17 protein-coding genes are annotated in these 19,990 nt (G+C 48.8%); 3 read left to right on the top strand and 14 right to left on the bottom strand.

The window, feature by feature from the left end; genetic code table 11:
- Window positions 1-11 precede the first annotated feature (11 nt).
- The 8 genes from KJY73_RS15850 to KJY73_RS15815 form a co-directional block, all read right to left on the bottom strand.
- A complete protein-coding gene (locus KJY73_RS15850; protein ID WP_214344723.1) occupies window positions 12-1,097 on the bottom strand; it encodes an efflux RND transporter periplasmic adaptor subunit in 1,086 nt (361 codons plus the stop codon).
- Between the two features lie 353 nt (window positions 1,098-1,450).
- The gene (locus KJY73_RS15845; protein WP_232848701.1) at window positions 1,451-1,957 is read right to left on the bottom strand and encodes a YchJ family protein; all 507 of its coding nucleotides are present in this window, start codon (window positions 1,955-1,957) and stop codon (window positions 1,451-1,453) included.
- Entirely contained in the window at window positions 1,957-2,340 is a 384-nt protein-coding gene (locus KJY73_RS15840; protein ID WP_206595127.1) for a hypothetical protein, read from the bottom strand. Before KJY73_RS15840 ends, KJY73_RS15845 begins: the two co-directional genes overlap by 1 nt.
- Before the next feature lie 78 nt (window positions 2,341-2,418).
- Window positions 2,419-3,603, bottom strand: a complete 1,185-nt coding sequence (locus KJY73_RS15835) for a CaiB/BaiF CoA transferase family protein (RefSeq protein WP_214344722.1) — start codon at window positions 3,601-3,603, stop codon at window positions 2,419-2,421.
- A 1-nt stretch (window position 3,604) separates the two neighbouring features.
- Window positions 3,605-6,010: a hypothetical protein gene (locus KJY73_RS15830; protein WP_214344721.1), complete on the bottom strand. Its 2,406-nt coding sequence runs from the start codon at window positions 6,008-6,010 to the stop codon at window positions 3,605-3,607.
- Window positions 6,011-6,070: 60 nt separating this feature from the next.
- A complete protein-coding gene (locus KJY73_RS15825; protein ID WP_214344720.1) occupies window positions 6,071-7,348 on the bottom strand; it encodes an anti-phage deoxyguanosine triphosphatase in 1,278 nt (425 codons plus the stop codon).
- A 3-nt stretch (window positions 7,349-7,351) separates the two neighbouring features.
- Window positions 7,352-7,906, bottom strand: coding sequence for a 5'-deoxynucleotidase (yfbR, locus tag KJY73_RS15820; RefSeq protein ID WP_232848740.1), 555 nt, complete (start codon window positions 7,904-7,906; stop codon window positions 7,352-7,354).
- Window positions 7,907-7,944: 38 nt separating this feature from the next.
- Window positions 7,945-9,171: a pyridoxal phosphate-dependent aminotransferase gene (locus tag KJY73_RS15815; RefSeq protein WP_214344718.1), complete on the bottom strand. Its 1,227-nt coding sequence runs from the start codon at window positions 9,169-9,171 to the stop codon at window positions 7,945-7,947.
- A 231-nt stretch (window positions 9,172-9,402) separates the two neighbouring features.
- On the opposite strand from KJY73_RS15815, the gene KJY73_RS15810 reads away from it, so the two are divergent.
- On the top strand, window positions 9,403-9,921 hold the full coding sequence (locus KJY73_RS15810; RefSeq protein ID WP_214344717.1) for a hypothetical protein: 519 nt from the start codon (window positions 9,403-9,405) through the stop codon (window positions 9,919-9,921).
- 153 nt (window positions 9,922-10,074) lie between these two features.
- Window positions 10,075-10,869 carry a DUF2189 domain-containing protein gene (locus tag KJY73_RS15805; RefSeq protein WP_214344716.1) on the top strand — a complete coding sequence of 265 codons (795 nt, stop codon included), beginning with the start codon at window positions 10,075-10,077 and terminating at the stop codon, window positions 10,867-10,869.
- 61 nt (window positions 10,870-10,930) lie between these two features.
- Here the strand turns inward: KJY73_RS15805 and KJY73_RS15800 are convergent, their stop codons facing one another.
- The 6 genes from KJY73_RS15800 to ubiG all read right to left on the bottom strand — a co-directional run bounded on the left by KJY73_RS15800 (window position 10,931) and on the right by ubiG (window position 16,978).
- Entirely contained in the window at window positions 10,931-11,275 is a 345-nt protein-coding gene (locus KJY73_RS15800) for a hypothetical protein (protein WP_214344715.1), read from the bottom strand.
- Between the two features lie 158 nt (window positions 11,276-11,433).
- On the bottom strand, window positions 11,434-11,694 hold the full coding sequence (gene yfaE / locus KJY73_RS15795) for a class I ribonucleotide reductase maintenance protein YfaE (protein ID WP_232848739.1): 261 nt from the start codon (window positions 11,692-11,694) through the stop codon (window positions 11,434-11,436).
- A gap of 16 nt (window positions 11,695-11,710) precedes the next feature.
- Window positions 11,711-12,841: a class Ia ribonucleoside-diphosphate reductase subunit beta gene (gene nrdB / locus KJY73_RS15790; RefSeq protein WP_206595136.1), complete on the bottom strand. Its 1,131-nt coding sequence runs from the start codon at window positions 12,839-12,841 to the stop codon at window positions 11,711-11,713.
- A gap of 63 nt (window positions 12,842-12,904) precedes the next feature.
- Window positions 12,905-15,220 (bottom strand): class 1a ribonucleoside-diphosphate reductase subunit alpha, encoded by a 2,316-nt coding sequence (gene nrdA / locus KJY73_RS15785; protein WP_206595137.1) that lies wholly within the window; start codon window positions 15,218-15,220, stop codon window positions 12,905-12,907.
- Window positions 15,221-15,564: 344 nt separating this feature from the next.
- Entirely contained in the window at window positions 15,565-16,278 is a 714-nt protein-coding gene (locus tag KJY73_RS15780; RefSeq protein ID WP_232848700.1) for an HAD family hydrolase, read from the bottom strand.
- Window positions 16,235-16,978 (bottom strand): bifunctional 2-polyprenyl-6-hydroxyphenol methylase/3-demethylubiquinol 3-O-methyltransferase UbiG, encoded by a 744-nt coding sequence (gene ubiG, locus KJY73_RS15775; RefSeq protein ID WP_232848699.1) that lies wholly within the window; start codon window positions 16,976-16,978, stop codon window positions 16,235-16,237. The genes KJY73_RS15780 and ubiG overlap by 44 nt, the downstream gene beginning before the upstream one ends.
- A gap of 294 nt (window positions 16,979-17,272) precedes the next feature.
- Between ubiG and gyrA the strand changes: the two genes are divergently transcribed.
- Entirely contained in the window at window positions 17,273-19,948 is a 2,676-nt protein-coding gene (gyrA, locus tag KJY73_RS15770) for a DNA topoisomerase (ATP-hydrolyzing) subunit A (protein ID WP_214344713.1), read from the top strand.
- The last annotated feature ends 42 nt before the right edge of the window (window positions 19,949-19,990 follow it).

The following is a 19,990-nucleotide window of genomic DNA, read 5'->3' as shown; positions in this document are numbered from 1 at the left end:
GGCTCCTGTGCTTAGCTCTTGGCCAGTTGTACGTCGTTGACTACTTCAACCGGGGCTTTGTCTTTAAGATTATGGTGACCTGTTACCACCACCTGCTCGGAACCATCAAGACCATTCACCACTTCCACTACATCACCCTCTGCGTAGCCGGTTTGGACTTGTACTTTCTCAGCGATACCGTCTCGCACGACAAACACACTGCTTTTATCGTCAATATTGATAATGGCCTGGCGGGGCAACAAGGTAGCGTTGGCGTGGGTGTCATAATTCAGTTTGACCTGAGCAAACATACCCGCCTTGAGATAATTGTCGTCATTGGGAACACGTAAGGTTACTTTGAATGTGCCGGTTTTGGCGTCAATTACAGGGCTGATACGTTCCACGTAGGCCTTGACCCTGTTGTCATTGGCAGCGGCAATGTCCAATTGGGCAGCTTGCTGCAGGTGCACGCGGGACAGCTCTTTCTCGGGAAGGTGAACCATGCCATATAGCTGCTTTTGCTGCACAATATGGAACATGCGCTCACGCTGGAATGATTCTGTGAGATTACCTACTTTGGCATTGCGTTCTGCGATAAAACCCGCGATGGGGGCGCGAATAGTGGTTTCGGCCAAATCCAGTCGAGCCAGCTCCAGTTCGGCCTTAGCCGCGTCATAAGATGCACTGAGCTTGTCATAGGCATCGTCGCTGACCAGTTTCTTCGCATACATATCACGAACTTTGTTCAGTTCTTTCTCAATTCCGGTCAGATTCGCTTCGGCCCGCTTGAGGTTGAGGATATAGCGTTCGGTTTCCAGTTTGGCCAGCACTTGCCCTTTTTCAACGTAGTCACCTTCTTCAACCAGGATCTCATGGATGATGCCTGATGCCCGTGCCACAACAAAGGCTTCTTCTTTTGCTTCAAGAATGGCGGTGGTGGCGTAGTTGGACGAAATATCACCTTGGCTGAGCGGCGCGACTTCAACGGGAATGGCGATAACTTCCACCTTCTTCTGCGCAGTATCAACTGTGGCCTCTGCGCCCCCGCAGCCGGTCATCAGTCCGGCGCTAATTAAGATGGAACTGGCGATAAGTGTCTTGACGAATCTGGATTGCATGGTGGTCCCCGAAACTGTTGCATTTTACGTTGTGTTTGCTGAATTCAGTAAAGCACTGAACGTGCCAGCAAAAATACTTCATATAAAACAACTAGATAGATATTTTTATTGTTCTATCGCTTAACAAAATACGCATCACTTAGCACTTTTGACTAAATGTTGGTTAATTGTATCAAATGTAAAAAATGTTCTGCGACACATAAGGCAGTGTAGACCTGGGCAATCCCCCTGAGCAGGGTGATTTTGTAAGCAAGTATATGTTGAGGCTAGAGCGACAAAGGTTTAAAGGCGGGAAAAGAATTATCAGTTGCAATCTTGCTCGAGAAGCGATGACACCAAGGCTGGAACTAAGCTCAGCCTTTGCCGCAACACTGTTTAAACTTACGCTCACTGCCACAAAAGCAGGGATCATTGCGGCCCATTTTCACTGTGCCGGTGTCGGGTAGTATGTCACCATCATGATACTTCCACTGCTGTTCTTCACGTACAAACCTGGAAAGCTCATGTAACTTATACAGCTTGCCCTGTTCTTTGAAATAAGCACAAAACTGCACTTCGGCAGTCTCACCATCAGCGCTGTGTGACTCTACTTGTAACGCCAACCATTGCGTGGCCTCGGCGTTCTCTTGTAAGTCTGCCAGTGTTAGATGCTCGCGCTTTTCCCGGCTGTAGGTATTCAGCACATAGTCAAAATTTGCCGTGGCGTAGGCGCTGTAGCGTGAACGCATCAGTGCTTCAGCACTGGGTGCTGTGGAGTTACCGCTGAGTAGCGGTTCACAGCATTGAGTAAAAGGTTGCTGGCTGTGGCAATAGCAAAGTCGGGTCATGGGGAAGGTGGCAATAGGGAGTATCAAGCCCATTACCATGGCCCAAAAATAAGATTGCTGTCCAGGTTTTTTTCTTTACTGATGTTTACTACGGTGACACTGAACTGGCGGCATAACTGTTCTAAGCGCTTGCGACTCAATTCGTCAATGAATAGTTCTTCTACAAACAAGGCACAGGTTTTACCGGCAGTAATGAGCTTTTCCAGCCAGTCGAGGGTTTTGTCTGCATCAGGCTTGGCCAGATGCTGACTGTTATGTTCAGTGCGTTTGAACTTCAGACTGTTTGACAACAGGTAGACCCATTTTCCTTGTTGTTCAAAGTGCTGCATCAAACTACGTAGCTGGGCACCTTGATACATAGATAATTCCAAAACGCCGGGTTGGTGACGGGAAGTAAGCAGTGCATTAACGGCCATAACAAAACCTTGTTTATTTATACAGTAGTTGTGTAAACAGTAGTACTGTATAAATAAACATGCAAGTGTTTTTTTTAATCAATCTTTCTGTAAAAGTTGCCTTGTTGTTTGCAAGGCCTGAATTTGCGCGTCGTCAATGCCAAACTCCTGCAACACCATTTTGCTGTGTTGTCCCAGTTTTGGTGCGGGTTGGGCTATGGGGGGCTGATGGGCGGAAAGTTTAATGATAGTGCCAAGGCTAATATGTTCACCTTTGGCACTTTTCACATATTGCAAGGGTTGCCGCGATTTTACCTGTGGTTCCTGTAGCGCTTGATCCAGTCGGTTGACCGGGCTGATGCAATAGTCGGTGTCACCAAAGTCTGCCAACCAGTCGGCGCGTGAACGGCTAAGGAAAAGGGCGCGAAGGGCCTGTGTTTGTTGATGGGGATCGTTAATATCGAGAATATCTTCTCGCTCAACCTGATGCAAAAAGCCCTGATAATATCTGTGCTCACCGGCACCAAAATACAAATAGTGGCCACAGGCGCATTGGTAAAGTGCGTTACGGGGCCATTCTCCTTGCATAAAGGCCTGGCCTTGCCTGGGTTGGTCGCAGTTGTGAAGTTCTCCGGCAGCCGGAGCCTGAAGCCCCATTAGCGCGTCCAATACGGCAATATCCACAAGTTGCCCTTCACCGGTTTGCGTGCGATGCAATAGGGCTGCAAGAATGCCGCTAAGCGCAGTATAGGCGCCTACCATTGACAACCCCGGTGCAAGATGCGGAATGGCAGGCCCGGGGGCAAAACTGTCTATCAATCCACTAAGGGCAGCTAGATTGCCCTCATGTTGCATTCTGGTTGCATCCGGGCCAGTTAATCCGTAACCCGAGATATGGCAATAAATCAGGCGAGGGTTAAGCTGTCGCAAACTGTCATAGTCCAGTCCCCATTTTTCCATGCTGCCGGGTTTGAAGCCTTCAATCAGCACATCGGCTTGTTGAATTAGGCTTAATAGGGTGTCTTTGCCTATTCCTTTTCGATAATTCAGGGCCAACGAACGTTTATTGCGATTAATGCTAAGAAAGGCGCCGTTGACGTTTTCTCCCGCGTGCTCGGTCTGGCCAAAGGGCGGCATAAAGCGAAACATATCGCCGCCCTTGGGAGGCTCAATCTTGATTACCTGGGCACCGAGGTCTGCCAGCAAAGTGGCACACATGGGGCCGGAGGCCATAAAAGCCAGTTCCAGCACCACAACATCTTTTAAAATGGCACTTTTTGACATATCAGATATACCAGTCGGCGGCAAAATGACGGTACATCTCGCCCTGATTGTTATGGGCGGTCATTACCTGAATAATATTTACTTGGTTTTTTGCGGTTAGCCATTGTCGCATTTGTACCGGATCGAAATGGTGAACAGTGGCCAGATTAATATTCACGCCTTGATGTTGCCATGTTGCATCGGGTTGTTTCAGGTTGACACTGTTCATCTGAGCACCGGCATGTCCTAGAATGGCCCGTTCCTGATAGGTACGGACCATGGACAAGCTGTTATTAACGAACACAAACAAGGTGGCGCTGCCTCTAATAGTCTGTCTTCCGCTTAGGTTTTTTAGCACAAATGGCAGTATATCTGGCACCAGACTCCGTGCCCCGTCGCCGATAAAGGCGATGGTATTGGCCGGGCTGGTCAGGGCCGTGAGAGGGAAAGCCATCAGGGCATCACCCATGCAGCCGCGCCCATAAATACTGGAAAAACCTACATCGGTGCGAATAACACTGCACAGCGCACCAAAGCCACATCGCCCTGCATCAAACAAACCTGTGTAGCGGTAATCCTGCTGCGTGATTAACTCTGTCAGTAGCTGGTTTAGCTGCGCGTAGAAATAATCTGGTGCCATAGGACTGCTGGGCAGTTGATTGAGTAAACTTGGCGGTGCTGATTGTGCGGTATGTAAGGCCTTTTGACGAAACGCCAGTACGGGCGGGGCAACCTTTAGGCGGCTGCGAACTTGATGTAAGAAGTCAGCAACATCCATACATAGACCCCGACTAACGTAAGGTGCCATATGTTCAGGGATGTTGGTCACCTGCACTGTGTCTAAGCGGGTTTTAAAATTACCAAAAGGGAAGGGGCTGGATGGCTGGCCCAGGCGGCTTTTAAGGAAGAACAGAATTTGCTCGTCTTTGCTGTTAAGTTCCCCGTCGGTATAAAGGTATTGCAGGGTTGGACGACTGGTACCATAGACCCCTAAGGTGCCCAAATACTGGGTGTTTTTGTGGCCATGTTGATATGCACTGACAGTGCCAGGGCGCTGCACAGAGTCAGCCAAGGCGATACCGGCCTGTTCGGCGATTACCTGCAGATCCTGCTGTTCCTGCTCGCTAAGCGGGCTATCAATCACCCATAAGACTTTTCGCATATCCTGATTGAGGATTTGCATAACCTCTTCGGGGACTTGGTTGGTTGTAGTTGATACCTCAGGTTCGGATGGGCCGTTAAGCAGATCGGCCGGTAAGCTGCGGCAAGTATCCAATACTCTGGGGGTGGGCAAGAGCACCACAGGGCCTGGTTTGTTGTAATACAAATATTGAGCCTGCCTGAGGTCTTCATCAAGCTGGGCGGGTTCCTGCATGTATACCCAGGGAATGTCCATCGCATCGAGGATTTTTCGTACATCTTCCTCAGCATTGATCATGCCTTGCGCGGCAAACCAGCCCGTGGTTTCCCCCTCACCACAAACTATAAACCCCCGTGCCCGGCTGCGTTTCAAATTCAGCAGGCTGCCTTTGAACTCCAGCATCATTCCGCAGGTGACCGTAATCAGATAGGGCGACTGGTGAAGCTGCCAGTTAGCCAGTGCGCTGCATGCCAGACTATGTTCATTGCAACCATTGATAATAGTGACTTGTCGATTCGCCAGAGCCGACTCCATGGCATCAATAAATGGCGCGATAATAGAGCCGGTAAAGTAGGCAAATAGCCAGTTGTCATCCACCCGGTTAGAGAAAAATTCAAGCATGAAGCTGGCTAGACTGATAGGGCGCTTGCCATAGTCGGCGGAGCTATGCACCTGCCTGGCTGGCAGCCCGCGGACTTTTCTGGCTAACAGCGGGTTGCAATGAAATCGCACCAAATATTCCATTACATCCACCAGAGTCTGACTGGCCAACACTGCCTGCCATTTTGGCTGGCGCTTATCCAAATAATGTTCGATGGTATCGGTAATGGCGTAAAGCAGGCTGTTGTCGGCAGGCGGAGGATTTAAGTACCAGGTTGATTGAGGCGTGCGTATCGCCTGAATTGTCAGCGCATTTAGGTGTTGATAAAAGGAATCCGTTTTTTCAACCAGGGTTGCCTGAGATAGGCCCGCCTGATTATCGAAAAGCAGCATATCTAATGAGTAAGCCTGCTGATTTTGTAGCAGGCTGGTCAAGTCTTCCAGACTTTCTGCAATATAGAGGGTTAGCGCCAAGGGCTTATCCAGGCTGGTCAGCTGTGACTGGGCTTTGTCCCTCAGTGCAGAGTAGAGAGGCAATGGCTCGATAGTTAACCTGTTGCCAGGATTATCGCCATAAATATGCAATTCTCTTATATCAGGCTGATTGAACAATGGGCGAAGGCCACCGACGATAGCGCTTATTACTTGCGCGTCTGTGCTGACAATGCCAATCCCTGGTTGATACATATAACCGTCCTGTTCGTGTGTTTAAATTATCATGCCTTGGCAGTATGAGTACTGCGTCATTTAGTTGCTTCGTGGTAAGAATAACTGCCCATAAAGCCTTGAGGCGAATTCATCTGTCATGCCCGAGATATAATCTGCAATAACCCGATGTGCCTGACCTTGTGATTGTCCTTTTAGCCAACGTTGGCGGGTATTTTCCGGTAACAGACGCAGAGGATCAGAACAGAAAGCGTCAAACAATGCCATCACCAATTGCTGGCCTTTGTATTCCATACGCTGTACTTCACTTTGTTGGATAACTCTGCGATAGACGTAACCTTTAAACTCCTCCAGTGCCTGGTGGTAGTCCTGAGGAAGTGCTGCGTTGTTTGCTAGCAGGGGATGGATAAACTCAGGGTGGGTGGTACGAATTTCAACGGCGGTGATAAAACCATTAACCAGTGCGCCAATAGCGTCTTTGCGCTCCCAATGTTCACCACTGAAAAGTTTGTCTGCTAAACCCAGTATGCTCTGGCTTAGCCATGCAATTCCCTGGGCCTTGATAGGTTCAGCAACTTCACTGATAAAACTTGTTTGATTGACTATGCCGGTCACTATGGCATCTTCCAGATCGTGGATGCTGTAGGCAATATCGTCAGCCAGTTCCATAATTGAACAATCGAACGACTTAAAACGTGTTTTGGCAAGATGCTGATTAAAAGAAAAAAATTCACAGAACCTGTCTCTATCTTGCTGTTCAAGCGGCGCCAGTAGCCAGTCAAAGGTGTCCTGGTCATCGTCGAACAGCCCTTTGGCCGGCTGCCAGTCTGTAAGTTGCTCAGATGCAGGTTGGCTGAGCCGTAATCTACTTTGTAGGTTTGGGTATTTCACCAGACCTAGCAGCGTACGACGGCAAAGATTCATGCCTGCATCCGGGCTATAGGGCTCGAGTTTAGTCACAATACGAAACGTCTGGCCGTTGCCTTCGAAGCCGCCGTGCTCACGCATCATATAGTTAAGCGCTGTTTCGCCGCCGTGGCCAAAAGGGGGATGACCAATATCGTGGGCAAGACACAAGGCTTCGATCAAATTATCGTTTAACGCCAACTGTTCACTTTGCTGGGGATACTTCTGACGCAGCTGTGCGGCTATGCCCTGACCAATCTGCGAAGCTTCTAGTGAATGGGTAAGGCGGGTACGGTGAAAATCGTTCATACCCACACCCAATACCTGGGTTTTTGCCTGCAAGCGGCGAAAGGCGGCAGAGTGTAACACTCTGGCTTTGTCACGCTGGAAGGGTGAGCGGTGATCCCCCTGTCTTTCAGGTTGCGTTTGTTGTCGTGCAAGCCAGAGGGACATTCACTACTCCTGGGTTATTTCGTCCAGACTTAAAGAGAAGCTTGGTACATAAGCTTCAAGGAAATAATTGACCTCATCGGACTGATAATCTTTGAGTATGTTATCCAGGCGACGCTTAGCCAGTTCAAATTCATGATTACCCGCGGACAGTTCTTCCAGGGTTTTTAGATAGGCGCAGATAATATCCGCAGCTTTGATAATGAACTTTTCATCACTTGTTTGGTATTGCCCGTCGATAAGTTCGGCATAATCCTGGCGAAAGGCATCAGGTGCCATCTCAATGAGTTTCTGTTCGGCAATTTGCTCAATCTTCTTATATTCCTGCTGAATAGCCGGATTGTAATACTTGACCGGAGTTGGCAGATCTCCGGTCAGTACTTCGGATACATCATGGAACATGGCAAGCGTGGCGATGCGAAAAGGATCCAGCGTGCCGCCATAAAAACGGTTGCGGATCATCGCCAATGCATGAGCCACCATGGCCACCTGCAAACTGTGTTCCTGCACGTTTTCGGTGCTTACGTTACGCATCAAAGGCCAGCGATTGATCAGTTTCATCCTGGCCAAGTGGGCAAAAAAGTGGCTTTGCGAACTACTCACTGGCCATTGTCCTGACGATAACCGGCAAAGAAACGCTCAACTTTACCCAGCGCAGACTGGAGAACATCGGCATGGGGCAAAAATACCAAGCGGAAGTAGCAGCCGTCTCTTAAGTTAAAGGCGCTGCCATGGACCAACAGTACTTTTTCCTGACGTAATAAGTCGAGGATCATTTGCTCATCATTACGAATGTTGAATCTGGCCGCATCTACTTTAGCAAAACAGTACATGGCACCTTTGGGCTTTACGCAAGAAATACCGGGAATCTGTTCCAGTAAGCGCCATGCCGTGTCCCGCTGCAGACGAAGACGGCCGTCGGCTTTGACCAGATCGTTAATACTTTGATAGCCGCCCAATGCAGTTTGTACCGCATGTTGGCAGGGCACGTTCGCGCACATGCGCATGGAGGCCAATAGATTGAGCCCCTCCATATAACTACGCCCCAACTTTTTATTACCGCTCAGTACCATCCAGCCAGAACGGAAGCCCGCTACCCGATAGTTTTTAGACAAGCCACTAAAAGTGACAAACAACAGGTCGTCAGCCAGTGAGGCAATACAGGTGTGTTTGGCTTCGTCGTAGAGGATCTTGTCATAGATCTCATCGCTGAAAATCACCAGGCCGTGGGTACGCGCTACCTCAATTATTTCCAACAACAGCTCTTTGCTGTACACCGCGCCGGTCGGGTTGTTCGGGTTAATCAACACAATAGCGCGAGTGTTTGGGGTGATTTTGGCCTTGATATCTTCTATGTCTGGAAACCAGCCAGCCTGTTCGTCACAGCGATAATGTACTGGTGTGCCAGAAGATAATGTAACTGCGGCTGTCCACAATGGGTAATCTGGCGCTGGCAGTAATACCTCATCGCCCATATTCAACAGGGCCTGCATGGCCATCACAATCAGCTCACTCACCCCATTACCAATAAACACATCTTCAATATCAATGTTTTTGACATTCTGCTGCTGGTAATACTGCATTACGGCTACACGGGCAGAGTAGAGGCCTTTGGCATCTGCGTAGCCTTGTGCGGTAGGAAGATTGTGGATGACGTCTTTAAGAATGTCGTCTGGTGCTTCAAAACCAAAGGGGGCAGGGTTGCCGATATTCAGTTTAAGTACTCTGTGCCCTTCATCCTCCAGCCTTTTCGCTTCGGCCAGCACGGGGCCGCGGATGTCATAACATACGTCATTGAGTTTGCTGGATTTTACAATCTGTTTCATGAACTGCAGGGGTTGGAAAACGGGCTTACAGAGTAATACAGACTTGCAGGCTTTGTCTGCAATGCGGTAAAGAAAATTTTTATCGATCTTATATCCTGTTGAATAAGTCTGATAGGGCTTTTTAACACGAATATTGCGTCTTATCCGACACATTGGCTTACATTCACTGATTTGGCAAAGGAGCCCACTACTGATACATACAAACTAGAAGATTTTGTTGGAGTAGATGCCATGCCGATACCGTTTTTGTGGTTGGGGGTGGGACTTGGGGCATTGGCTGCGGGAAAACACCTAGCCAGAGAACGCTCGAGGGACATTGTGCTGCACCATCCTGGCGAGTCTCAACAGTCTGCAGCCATACTTAATGGTGCAGTAGTGTGCTGTGGGGTATTTGGTGTATTTGATCATAGCGGTATATGGATGGACGGCAGCATTATAGAGCTAAACGGTAACGGCTTGATCCGGGCTGTGTCTCCCCAACGATTCTTAGCTAACCGCAGTGGCGATAAGATTTTTGTGGCATGTGATGCCGATGGCAATGTCCTCGCCGATCTGCATGCTGGAGAGCGTGCTGTCGCTAGAGTATTTGAGTATTCGGCTTACGATTTGATGCGAAATAACTGTCATCAGTTTGTGCTTTCTTGCCTGACCCCAGGTGTCGGACATGTCACCTTGTTCAATGAACTAAATATCAGCGTTTCCCGTCACTTTGGTCAGTCTCTAAGCTGGCGTCCGGCCCTCGGGGTGTAGACAAGTAAAACAAGCTAACAGTGTGAATTTTAGGCAGTTAGTGGCATAAATCAGGCAAAGTTACCGATCTCTGCTTATGCTTTTAAGGCACCTTGCTGTTAGCTAATCAGTAATGGCTTGGCCTTGTTAAGACAAATCATTGCCGGAGGTTTTATGTCCCACTCTTTTAAAGAAACGCCCCACAATGCTATTACCGATAGCGGTATTGCGCGGGTTATTCCTTGCAAAGAACTGGATTTGGGCGACCCGTTGAAATGGTTGGCGCTGGGATGGCGTGACTTAATGCGGGCGCCGCTATTAACTGCTTTTTATGGCGTCATATTTACTGCGATTCCCTGGTTGATTACCTACATGGTGGCGTTAACCGGCTGGCACTTAATCATATTGCCTTCGATTGTCTGTTTTATGTTGATTGGGCCTTTTCTAGCGGCTGGCTTATACGACGTCAGTTGGGAGCTTGAAAAAGGTCATAGCCCGTCACTCTGGCACAGTATTAAGGCCATTAAGCGCAATGCGGTGAATGAATGGGGACTGGGCATTCTGCTGTTGGTACTGATGATTTTCTGGTTAAGGGTGGCATCACTCATTCATGCCTTGTATCCCCCATATTTAGAGGAAAACTTAGAAAATCTGCTGCCTTTCCTGGCACTGGGTACTGTGGTTGGGGCCGGTTTTACTATGTTGGTGTTTTTTATCAGTGCCTTTACTCAACCCATATTAATGGAAAGACGGGTCAATTTGGCCACAGCTGTGCTAACCAGTATGAATGCAGTATGGGTGAATAAAGTCCCCATGATGATTTGGGCCCTGATTATTGCCACCGCAGTGGGAATTGGTTTTGTGACCGGCTTTGCCGCCTTTATTATTCTGATGCCGCTTATTGGGTATGCCACCTGGCATGGCTATATCGATACAATCGAGCTAAAGCGTGAACGCCATTATGAATAGAAGTTGTCAGGCTCTGGGCTGGATGAAGCATCTCGTGTGACATCCAGCCCGGCCGGCAAACTTAACTTGCAAGGCTATCTTCCTGAATTTCATGGGCAAGATAAATGGCTGGATCATCTTCCAGCCACTCAATATATTCTTGCATAAACCTTTGCCAGGCGTCGCTTTGGTAAATTGCCAGAATGTCTTGTTCGCGGCTATCTAGCTCAATGATAGCCATGATGTCATAGCGTTTAGGAGTTCCATCTGGCGTTGATTGAGCAAATCGACGTTCGGTTCTGAACACGCGATAACTTTTTATGCCTGGCAGGCTGCGTACATAGCGCAGTTTTCTGTGACGCAAGAATGCCTCATATCTATCTTCCATACCGGGCTTGGTGCTGTGAGCGGTAACGAGAATTGTCATAGTTGACTCCTTTTTGCTAGCTATCCTCAAGCGTCTTACTTGAGGTGCGCATTCAGCCTGGAGCTTTCCACTAGGGTAAGGTCAATAAATAAACCGCTCGTTGTGTTGGTTGCGCCGGATTGGCTGGGTTTTGTTCTGGCAAGAGGGAGTGGAAAAGACTAGCTGAGTTTAATTTTTAGATCTGACTTGGCTTTGCAGCAACAGGGCAGTATTTCGTCATCGTCAATATAGGCCAGGGGATCGGTAATGTATTCCACCTGGCCTTCAATTAATTTAGTACGACAGGCTCCGCAAAACCCTTCGCGACAATGAAAATGGACTTCAACCTTGTGCGCTTCAAGATTCTCCAGCAGCGTCTGGTCCTTGTGGCACGCTAACTGCGTATGTTCATCCAGATGGATAATGTACAGCTTGTCCATTTTCATTGATTGGCCATCAGAGATCGAAGTCTCCGAAATCATCCACGCTTACTTCACTGTCGATTTGCCCCACCAGATAGGAGCTGATTTCAGACTCTTGTGGAGCAACCTGCACGTTATCTGAATTGAGGTAATTGTTCATCCATGGCAGCGGGTTAGACTTCACCTCAAAGGGGGTATCCATACCAATGGCAGCCATTCGGTGATTGGCAATGTATTCCACATACTGGCACAGAATGTCCTTGTTCAGCCCAATCATAGATCCGTGCTGGAACAGGTAGGCAGCCCATTGCTTTTCCTGCTCAACGGCATTAAGGAAGATATCCCGGGCTTCTTCTCGGCACTCTTCGGCAATTTCCGCCATTTCAGGATCGTCCTTGCCTTTAGCCCACAGATTCAGAATATGCTGAGTGGAGCTTAAGTGCAGGTTTTCGTCGCGGGCAATTAACCTGATGATCTTGGAATTACCTTCCATCAGCTCGCGTTCTGCAAAGGCAAAAGTACAGGCAAAAGAAACATAGAAACGCACGGCTTCCAAAGCATTAACTGAATTCATGCACAGGAACATCTTCTTCTTCAGTTCACGCAGATTAACTGTATAGCTTTGGCCGTCAACCTGATGCACGCCTTCGCCCTGGGTTTGCCATAACTGGGTGGCAAAGATCAGGTCATCATAGTAGCGGGAAATATCGGTGGCCCGGCGCTTAATCTCTTCGTTTAATACGATGTCTTCAAATACTTCACTGGGATCGGCAAATAAATTGCGCAGTATGTGGGTATAAGAACGAGAGTGAATGGTCTCAAAGAAGGACCAGGTCTCGATCCAGGTTTCCAACTCAGGCAGTGAAACTATCGGCAAAAACGCAATATTGGGGCTACGTCCTTGCACAGAATCCAGTAGTGTCTGGTATTTCAGATTAGAGATGAAAATGTGTTTTTCAGGCTCACTGAGCTTTTGGAAATCAACGCGATCCTTACTGACGTCTACTTCTTCCGGGCGCCAGAAAAAACTGATTTGTTTTTCGATCAGCTTTTCAAAAATCTGATGTTTTTGCTGATCATAACGGGCCACGTTCACAGGATTGCCGAAGAACATGGGCTCAGCGAGTGGGTTAGTGCTTTGTTGGTTAAAGGTGGTGTATTTCATCGGCTCAATATCAACAGGTTATTTAGCACAGAGGCCGGTCAATGACCGGCCTTTCCATGAGGGTTAGATTTTACAGGCGCCACCGGCACAACCGTCGTCTTCTTCGACAACAGTTTCTACCACGGCATCTGATTTACCGGCTGTCAGGTCTTCCTGAGTATCAGCCGCACCATCACGGGTGTTATGGTAATACAGGGTCTTGACGCCCAGTTTGTAAGCGGTCAGCAGGTCCTTGAGCAACAACTTCATCGGTACTTTGCCGCCTTCGTATTTGCCTGGATCATAGCTGGTGTTGGCAGAGATGGTCTGATCCACGAACTTCTGCATAATGGCGACCAGTTGCAGATAACCGTCGTTGGATGGAATATCCCACAACAGCTCGTACTGGTTTTTAAGACGTTCGTACTCAGGCACCACTTGTTTAAGTACACCGTCTTTACTGGACTTCACGCTGATATGGCCGCGAGGCGGTTCTATGCCGTTGGTGGCATTTGAGATCTGCGATGAGGTTTCGGACGGCATCAGGGCCGACAGGGTACTGTTACGCAGACCATAGTTCTGGATATCGGCGCGCAGTGCTTCCCAATCGTATTGCAAAGGTTCATTACAGACCGCATCCAGATCCTTTTTATAAGAATCGATGGGCAGAATACCTTTGGCGTAGGTGGTTTCATTAAACTTAGGACAGGCGCCTTTTTCTTTGGCCAGGCCCACTGACGCACGCAACAGATAATATTGAATGGCTTCAAAGGCTCTGTGTACCAAACCGTTGGCACTGCCGTCTGAATAACGCACACCATGCTTGGCCAGGTAGTAAGCAAAGTTGATAACGCCCACACCCAAAGTACGACGGCCCATAGTGGCATTGTAAGCCGCAGGTACAGGATAGTCCTGATAGTCCAGCAAGCTGTCCAGTGCGCGTACGGCAAGGTCGGCTAACTCTTCCAGTTCATCCAGGCTGTCGATAGCACCAAGGTTGAATGCAGACAGCGTACAGAGTGCAATTTCACCGTTTTCGTCGTTAACATGTGCCAACGGCTTGGTTGGCAGGGCAATTTCCAGGCACAGGTTGCTCTGACGTACCGGGGCAACGGCCGGGTCAAATGGGCTATGAGTGTTACAGTGATCAACGTTTTGCAGATAAATACGGCCAGTGCTGGCACGTTCCTGCATAAACAAACTAAATAGCTCGATGGCCTTAATTTGCTTCTTACGAATAGACGCGTCTTGCTCGTACTTCACGTACAGCTTTTCAAATTCTTCCTGATCAGCGAAGAATGCATCATAAAGTCCTGGCACATCGGAAGGGCTGAACAGGGTGATGTGTTCGTCTTTGATCAGGCGCTGGTACATAAGCTTATTAAACTGGACACCGTAGTCCAGGTGACGAACGCGGTTTTCTTCTACACCACGGTTGTTCTTCAACACCAGCAGGGATTCAACTTCCAAATGCCACAACGGATAGAAAAGTGTTGCTGCGCCGCCGCGAACACCGCCCTGAGAGCAGCTTTTTACCGCGGTTTGGAAATATTTATAAAACGGCAAACAACCGGTGTGGAAAGCTTCGCCACCGCGAATAGGGCTACCTAAAGCACGGATACGGCCGGCATTTATACCAATACCCGCACGCTGACTGACGTATTTAACAATGGCGCTGGCAGTGGCATTAATGGAATCTAGGCTGTCACCGCACTCGATCAATACACAAGAGCTGAACTGACGGGTAGGGGTGCGTACTCCGGCCATGATCGGAGTCGGCAGAGAAATCTTGAACTTGGACGCCGCATCGTAAAAACGCTTGATGTAATCCAAACGTGTTTCTTTGGGGTAATTGGCAAACAAACAGGCAGCGACCAACATGTACAGAAACTGAGCGCTTTCATAGATCTCGCCGGTAACCCGGTTTTGAACCAGATATTTACCTTCCAACTGCTTAACGGCGGCATAGCTGAAGTTCATATCACGCCAGTGATCCAGATAAGCATCCATCTGTTCAAATTCGCTCTGGGTGTAGTCCTCAAGCAGATGCTTGTCGTACTTACCCATGTCGACCATACGTACCACATGCTGGTAAAGCGCTGGCGGTTCAAACTGACCGTAGGCCTTCTTGCGCAAATGGAAAATGGCCAAGCGGGCAGCCAGGTACTGATAATCTGGACTGTCTTTACAGATAAGATCTGCCGCTGACTTGATCAGTGTCTCGTGAATATCAGAGGTTCTGATGCCATCGTAGAATTGAATATGAGCCTTAATTTCTACCTGAGAGACCGACACATTGTGTAATCCCTTTGCAGCCCAGGTGATGACTTTATGAATTTTGTCGAGATCAATTGGCTCTTGTTCGCCAGAGCGTTTGGTAACGAGAAGCGTATTATTCATGCCGGTAGCCGTCTTATTGTTATCAGTTAGCGCAAAATGCCTGCAAACAACCCCTTGTTTGCAGAAGAAAACAGCGAATCCAGTGGTTTGCCATGTGATTCGCACTGACACAAGATAGTGAGGTTTTTGTCTTTATGCAACCCAATATCTGGTGGTTTAATGGCCGAACAAATCAATAGTTGCTATGAGGTTAGTAGCGACTCACCGAAGAGTCGCTATAAAGACTTTGATGATAGGAATGCAAGTAAAAAATCAGAGAATTTTGCGCGGCTAAATTTTTTATTTCTTAAACTCGCTGGCTTTATTATCTGACGATATATAGTGCTTATCAGTTGATATTGGCACTAGATCTTGTGTTGAACAGTTTTTGTTAGGGTGTTTGGATGCGAGATGCGCAGATCGGTCACCCATTGCTCAGGTTGTTCACTCTGGCAGATATAGCCGTACTCGGCTAATACCGCCGTCATACCGGCTGCTCTGGCCGCTTGCATATCGCGCTCGGCATCACCCACATACCAGAGTTGTGACACTGGAATATTCAATTCAGATGCCGCCACTAATAAGGGTTCAGGGTGCGGCTTTCTGACCGTCAGGGTATCGCCACAGATCAGCGTGCCTGCTGTATTAAACTCACTGAATTGTTTTAGCAGCGGCAGGGTCAGATGAGTGGGTTTATTGGTAACGATTCCCCAGGGAATATTCTGGCTATCCAGGGTTTCGATAAGTTCGCCGATACCTTCAAACAGGCGGGTATGTTCGAAAAGCTGCTCGGCGTAATACAACAAGAAGCGCTTTCTAAGCTCCTCAAAGGCCGCTGAGCCAAATGCGATATCTGGAAACCCCAGTTTGAGCATACCCATGGCGCCATGAGAGGCGATAGGGCGGTAGTGTTCACGGCTTTTAGTCGAGCAACCATGTTCGTCAAGCAAACGATTAAGCGCACAGGCTAAATCGTCTGCGGTATCCAGCAAGGTGCCATCCAAATCAAATAGCAGCCCCTTGGGGCTGACCAGCTCATGCTGCATCGGGGTTATGGCAATGCAGTAAATAATTGACATCCACATTGCTATTGGACAGGTAATACTGACCGCTGAGTGGATTTAGGTGCAGGCCTTCAATATGACGGCATAGCAGTGGTGTTTTATCTATCCAGTTCATCAGTTCTGAAGGGCGGATAAATTTGCTGTGCTGGTGTGTGCCTTTTGGCACTAGTCCCAATACATATTCAGCCCCGACAATTGCCATCAGATAAGACTTGATATTGCGGTTTAAGGTCGAGAAAAACACCTGGCCACCGGGTTTAACTAGTTTGGCACAAGCGCGCACGATAGACTCGGGATCCGGCACGTGCTCGAGCATTTCCATGCAGGTCACCACATCAAACTCACCGGCGTGAGCCTCGGCGAAATCTTCCACCGTAATCAGTTCATAAGTGACCGATACCCCTGACTCCAGGCCGTGCAGCTTAGCCACTTCCAATGAGTCTTTGGCCATATCGATACCGGTAACCTGTGCGCCCATCTTTGCCATGCTTTCTGCCAGGATCCCGCCCCCGCATCCTACATCCAGAGCCTTTTTACCGAACAGCCCGTGACTATGCTGGGCAATAAAGTCCAGTCTTAATGGGTTTATCTGATGTAAGGGTTTGAACTCACCATCCAGATCCCACCAACGACTTGCCAGGGCCGAAAATTTGGCGATTTCTTGTTCGTCGACATTTTGATGTGGGGTGGCCATTGACGCGGACTGCTGAGACATAGAACTAACTCACTGGAAGAATTTGGCGCCTAGTATAATCAGCCACTCCTGGGATACCAATCCTCTTTTACATTGGTAAAGAAGCAACATCCGGTTGTGAAGATGTCACAGGGGTTTGCTCGAATGCCTGTTATCTGAGCAAGCAGCGGCTATTTATTTTTTATTTTAAGTGGTAGGATTGGGCGGTTAACAAACCTCGAATAAAGCTTGAATTCCTGGGTTTTTGTCTGTCGCTCGTGACAAACAGAGATCCGCTTGGGAAGACGTAGATTAAAGAAGGGAACAGGGCTGTATATGACCGACCGCGCCAAAGAAATTCTCCCCATAAATATTGAGGAAGAACTTAAGAATTCTTATCTTGATTATGCCATGAGCGTCATTGTGGGCCGGGCCCTGCCAGATGTGCGTGATGGCCTCAAGCCAGTACACAGGCGTGTTCTGTTCGCCATGAACGAGTTGAAGAATGACTTCAACAAGCCTTATAAAAAATCGGCCCGTGTGGTCGGTGACGTTATCGGTAAATATCACCCTCACGGCGATTCAGCGGTATACGACACTATAGTACGTATGGCGCAGCCGTTTTCACTGCGTTATATGCTGGTTGACGGACAAGGTAACTTCGGTTCGGTGGATGGTGACTCCGCCGCAGCGATGCGATACACCGAAGTCAGAATGGCCAAGATTGCTCATGAGCTATTGGCTGATTTGGAAAAAGAAACCGTTAACTTCGTACCTAACTATGACGGTACGGAGCAAATCCCCGAAGTTTTACCGACTAAAGTCCCCAACCTGTTGGTGAACGGTTCTTCCGGTATTGCGGTAGGTATGGCGACCAATATTCCGCCACATAACCTGACCGAAGTCATTACAGGCTGCATAGCACTTATCAATAATCCTGACATCAGCATTGAAGAGCTGATTGAATTTATTCCGGGGCCGGATTTCCCCACAGCAGCCATGATCAGTGGCCGTAAGGGCATTGAAGAAGCCTACCGTACCGGTCGCGGCAAGATTTATCTGCGCGCTCGTGCTGAAATAGAAACTGAAGATAACGGCAAAGAAACCATTATCGTCAGTGAAATCCCTTATCAGGTAAACAAAGCCCGGCTGATCGAAAAGATTGCCGAGCTGGTTAAAGAGAAGAAAGTTGAAGGTATTTCGGCCCTGCGTGACGAGTCCGACAAGGACGGTATGCGTATCGTTATTGAAGTAAAACGTAACGAGTCTGCCGAAGTTCTGTTAAACCATTTGTATGCCCAAACCCAGTTACAAACCGTGTTTGGTATCAATATGGTGGCCTTGGATAATAACCAGCCCAAAGTCTTCAACCTCAAGGAAATGCTTGAGGCCTTTGTGTTGCACCGCCGTGAAGTGGTAACACGCAGAACCGTATTTGAACTTAAAAAAGCCCGTGACCGTGCGCACATCCTGGAAGGTTTGGCAGTTGCACTGGCCAATATCGATCCCATCATTGAACTGATTAAAGCCTCTCCCAGCCCGGCGGAAGCCAAGGCTGGCTTGGTTGCGCAGGGGTGGTTACTGGGCGATGTATCCGACATGCTGGAAAGAGCAGGTGTGGACGCGGCGCGCCCAGACTGGTTGGAGCCTCAGTTTGGTATTCGTGACGGTAAATATTACCTCACCGAAGCCCAGGCCCAGGCCATTTTGGACCTGCGCCTGCACAAACTGACCGGACTTGAGCATGACAAGATTCTGGCTGAATACAAAGAGCTTCTGGAGCTGATTGCTGAGTTGATGCATATCCTGGCCAGCCCAGAGCGTTTGATGGAAGTGATTCGCGAAGAGTTGGAGAAAATTCAGGCCGAGTACGGTGACGAACGTCGCACCGAGATTACCGCTGCCAGCCATGACATTGATATTGAAGACCTGATTGAACAGGAAGACGTAGTCGTGACCTTGTCACATGAAGGCTACGTTAAGTATCAGAAGCTTAAGGAATACGAAGCGCAGCGCCGCGGTGGTAAAGGCAAGTCAGCCACCAAGATGAAGGACGAAGACTTCATTGAGAAGCTGCTGGTTGCTAATACCCATGACTATATTCTGTGCTTCTCTACCCGCGGCCGACTGTATTGGATTAAGACCTATCAGTTGCCACTGGCCAGCCGTAACGCCAGAGGACGTCCTATCGTCAACATCCTGCCATTGGAAGAAGGCGAGCGTATTACCGCGATGCTGCCAATTGCTGAGTTTGTGGAAGATAAATATGTGCTGATGGCTACCGCCTTCGGTACGGTGAAGAAGACCGACTTGACCCAATACTCACGTCCTCGTTCCAACGGTATTATTGCTGTGAATCTGAACGATGGTGATGAGCTGATTGGTGTAGCACTGACCGACGGTCAGAGCGATATCATGCTGTTCTCTGATGCCGGAAAAGTGGTGCGCTTTAATGAGAAACAGCGCGACGCAGAAACCGGTGAAGTGAAGCTTGATCCGGAGACCGGCGAAGAAATGTTGTCGCTTCGTCCCATGGGACGTACCGCAACAGGGGTTCGGGGCATTCGCCTACAGGACGGTCAGAAAGTGGTATCTCTGATTGTGCCGCAAGGTGAGGGGGCCATCCTTACTGTGACCGAAAACGGCTATGGTAAACGAACGCCATTGGATGATTACCCGGCGAAGAGCCGTGCTACTCAGGGCGTGGTTTCGATCAAAGTGTCTGAGCGTAATGGTGCCGTGGTAGGTGCCGTTCAGGTCGACGAAAATGATGAAATTATGCTGATCAGTGATCAGGGCACGCTGGTGCGTACCCGGGTCAGTGAAGTGTCTGTGATTGGTCGAAATACCCAAGGGGTGAGATTGATCCGCACCGGCGAAAATGAGCATGTAGTTGGCTTACAGCGTATCGACGAAGTCGAGGGTGAAGAAGACTACATGGAAGAAGACGGGCAAGAACCCGCATTACAGGCAAGTTCGGACGAAGGCCAAGTGCCGGGCGACGACGAATAGACGACAGAAATCCAGTCGAGGGACAGCAATGTCCCTTTTAGT

It is taken from the genome of Bowmanella yangjiangensis, assembly GCF_018531185.1.
Lineage (GTDB): Bacteria > Pseudomonadota > Gammaproteobacteria > Enterobacterales > Alteromonadaceae > Bowmanella > Bowmanella yangjiangensis.
Note: the sequence above shows the minus strand (reverse complement) of the source record. Positions and strands in the feature narration are given on the sequence as shown.

Bases quoted from the DNA above. Each gene is read 5' to 3' on its own strand.
- KJY73_RS15850 (WP_214344723.1), bottom strand. From the start codon at position 1,097: ATGCAATCCAGATTCGTCAAGACACTTATCGCCAGTTCCATCTTAATT.
- KJY73_RS15845 (WP_232848701.1), bottom strand. From the start codon at position 1,957: ATGGGCTTGATACTCCCTATTGCCACCTTCCCCATGACCCGACTTTGC.
- KJY73_RS15840 (WP_206595127.1), bottom strand. From the start codon at position 2,340: ATGGCCGTTAATGCACTGCTTACTTCCCGTCACCAACCCGGCGTTTTG.
- KJY73_RS15835 (WP_214344722.1), bottom strand. From the start codon at position 3,603: ATGTCAAAAAGTGCCATTTTAAAAGATGTTGTGGTGCTGGAACTGGCT.
- KJY73_RS15830 (WP_214344721.1), bottom strand. From the start codon at position 6,010: ATGTATCAACCAGGGATTGGCATTGTCAGCACAGACGCGCAAGTAATA.
- KJY73_RS15825 (WP_214344720.1), bottom strand. From the start codon at position 7,348: ATGTCCCTCTGGCTTGCACGACAACAAACGCAACCTGAAAGACAGGGG.
- yfbR (WP_232848740.1), bottom strand. From the start codon at position 7,906: ATGAAACTGATCAATCGCTGGCCTTTGATGCGTAACGTAAGCACCGAA.
- KJY73_RS15815 (WP_214344718.1), bottom strand. From the start codon at position 9,171: ATGAAACAGATTGTAAAATCCAGCAAACTCAATGACGTATGTTATGAC.
- KJY73_RS15810 (WP_214344717.1), top strand. From the start codon at position 9,403: ATGCCGATACCGTTTTTGTGGTTGGGGGTGGGACTTGGGGCATTGGCT.
- KJY73_RS15805 (WP_214344716.1), top strand. From the start codon at position 10,075: ATGTCCCACTCTTTTAAAGAAACGCCCCACAATGCTATTACCGATAGC.
- KJY73_RS15800 (WP_214344715.1), bottom strand. From the start codon at position 11,275: ATGACAATTCTCGTTACCGCTCACAGCACCAAGCCCGGTATGGAAGAT.
- yfaE (WP_232848739.1), bottom strand. From the start codon at position 11,694: ATGGACAAGCTGTACATTATCCATCTGGATGAACATACGCAGTTAGCG.
- nrdB (WP_206595136.1), bottom strand. From the start codon at position 12,841: ATGAAATACACCACCTTTAACCAACAAAGCACTAACCCACTCGCTGAG.
- nrdA (WP_206595137.1), bottom strand. From the start codon at position 15,220: ATGAATAATACGCTTCTCGTTACCAAACGCTCTGGCGAACAAGAGCCA.
- KJY73_RS15780 (WP_232848700.1), bottom strand. From the start codon at position 16,278: ATGTCAATTATTTACTGCATTGCCATAACCCCGATGCAGCATGAGCTG.
- ubiG (WP_232848699.1), bottom strand. From the start codon at position 16,978: ATGTCTCAGCAGTCCGCGTCAATGGCCACCCCACATCAAAATGTCGAC.
- gyrA (WP_214344713.1), top strand. From the start codon at position 17,273: ATGACCGACCGCGCCAAAGAAATTCTCCCCATAAATATTGAGGAAGAA.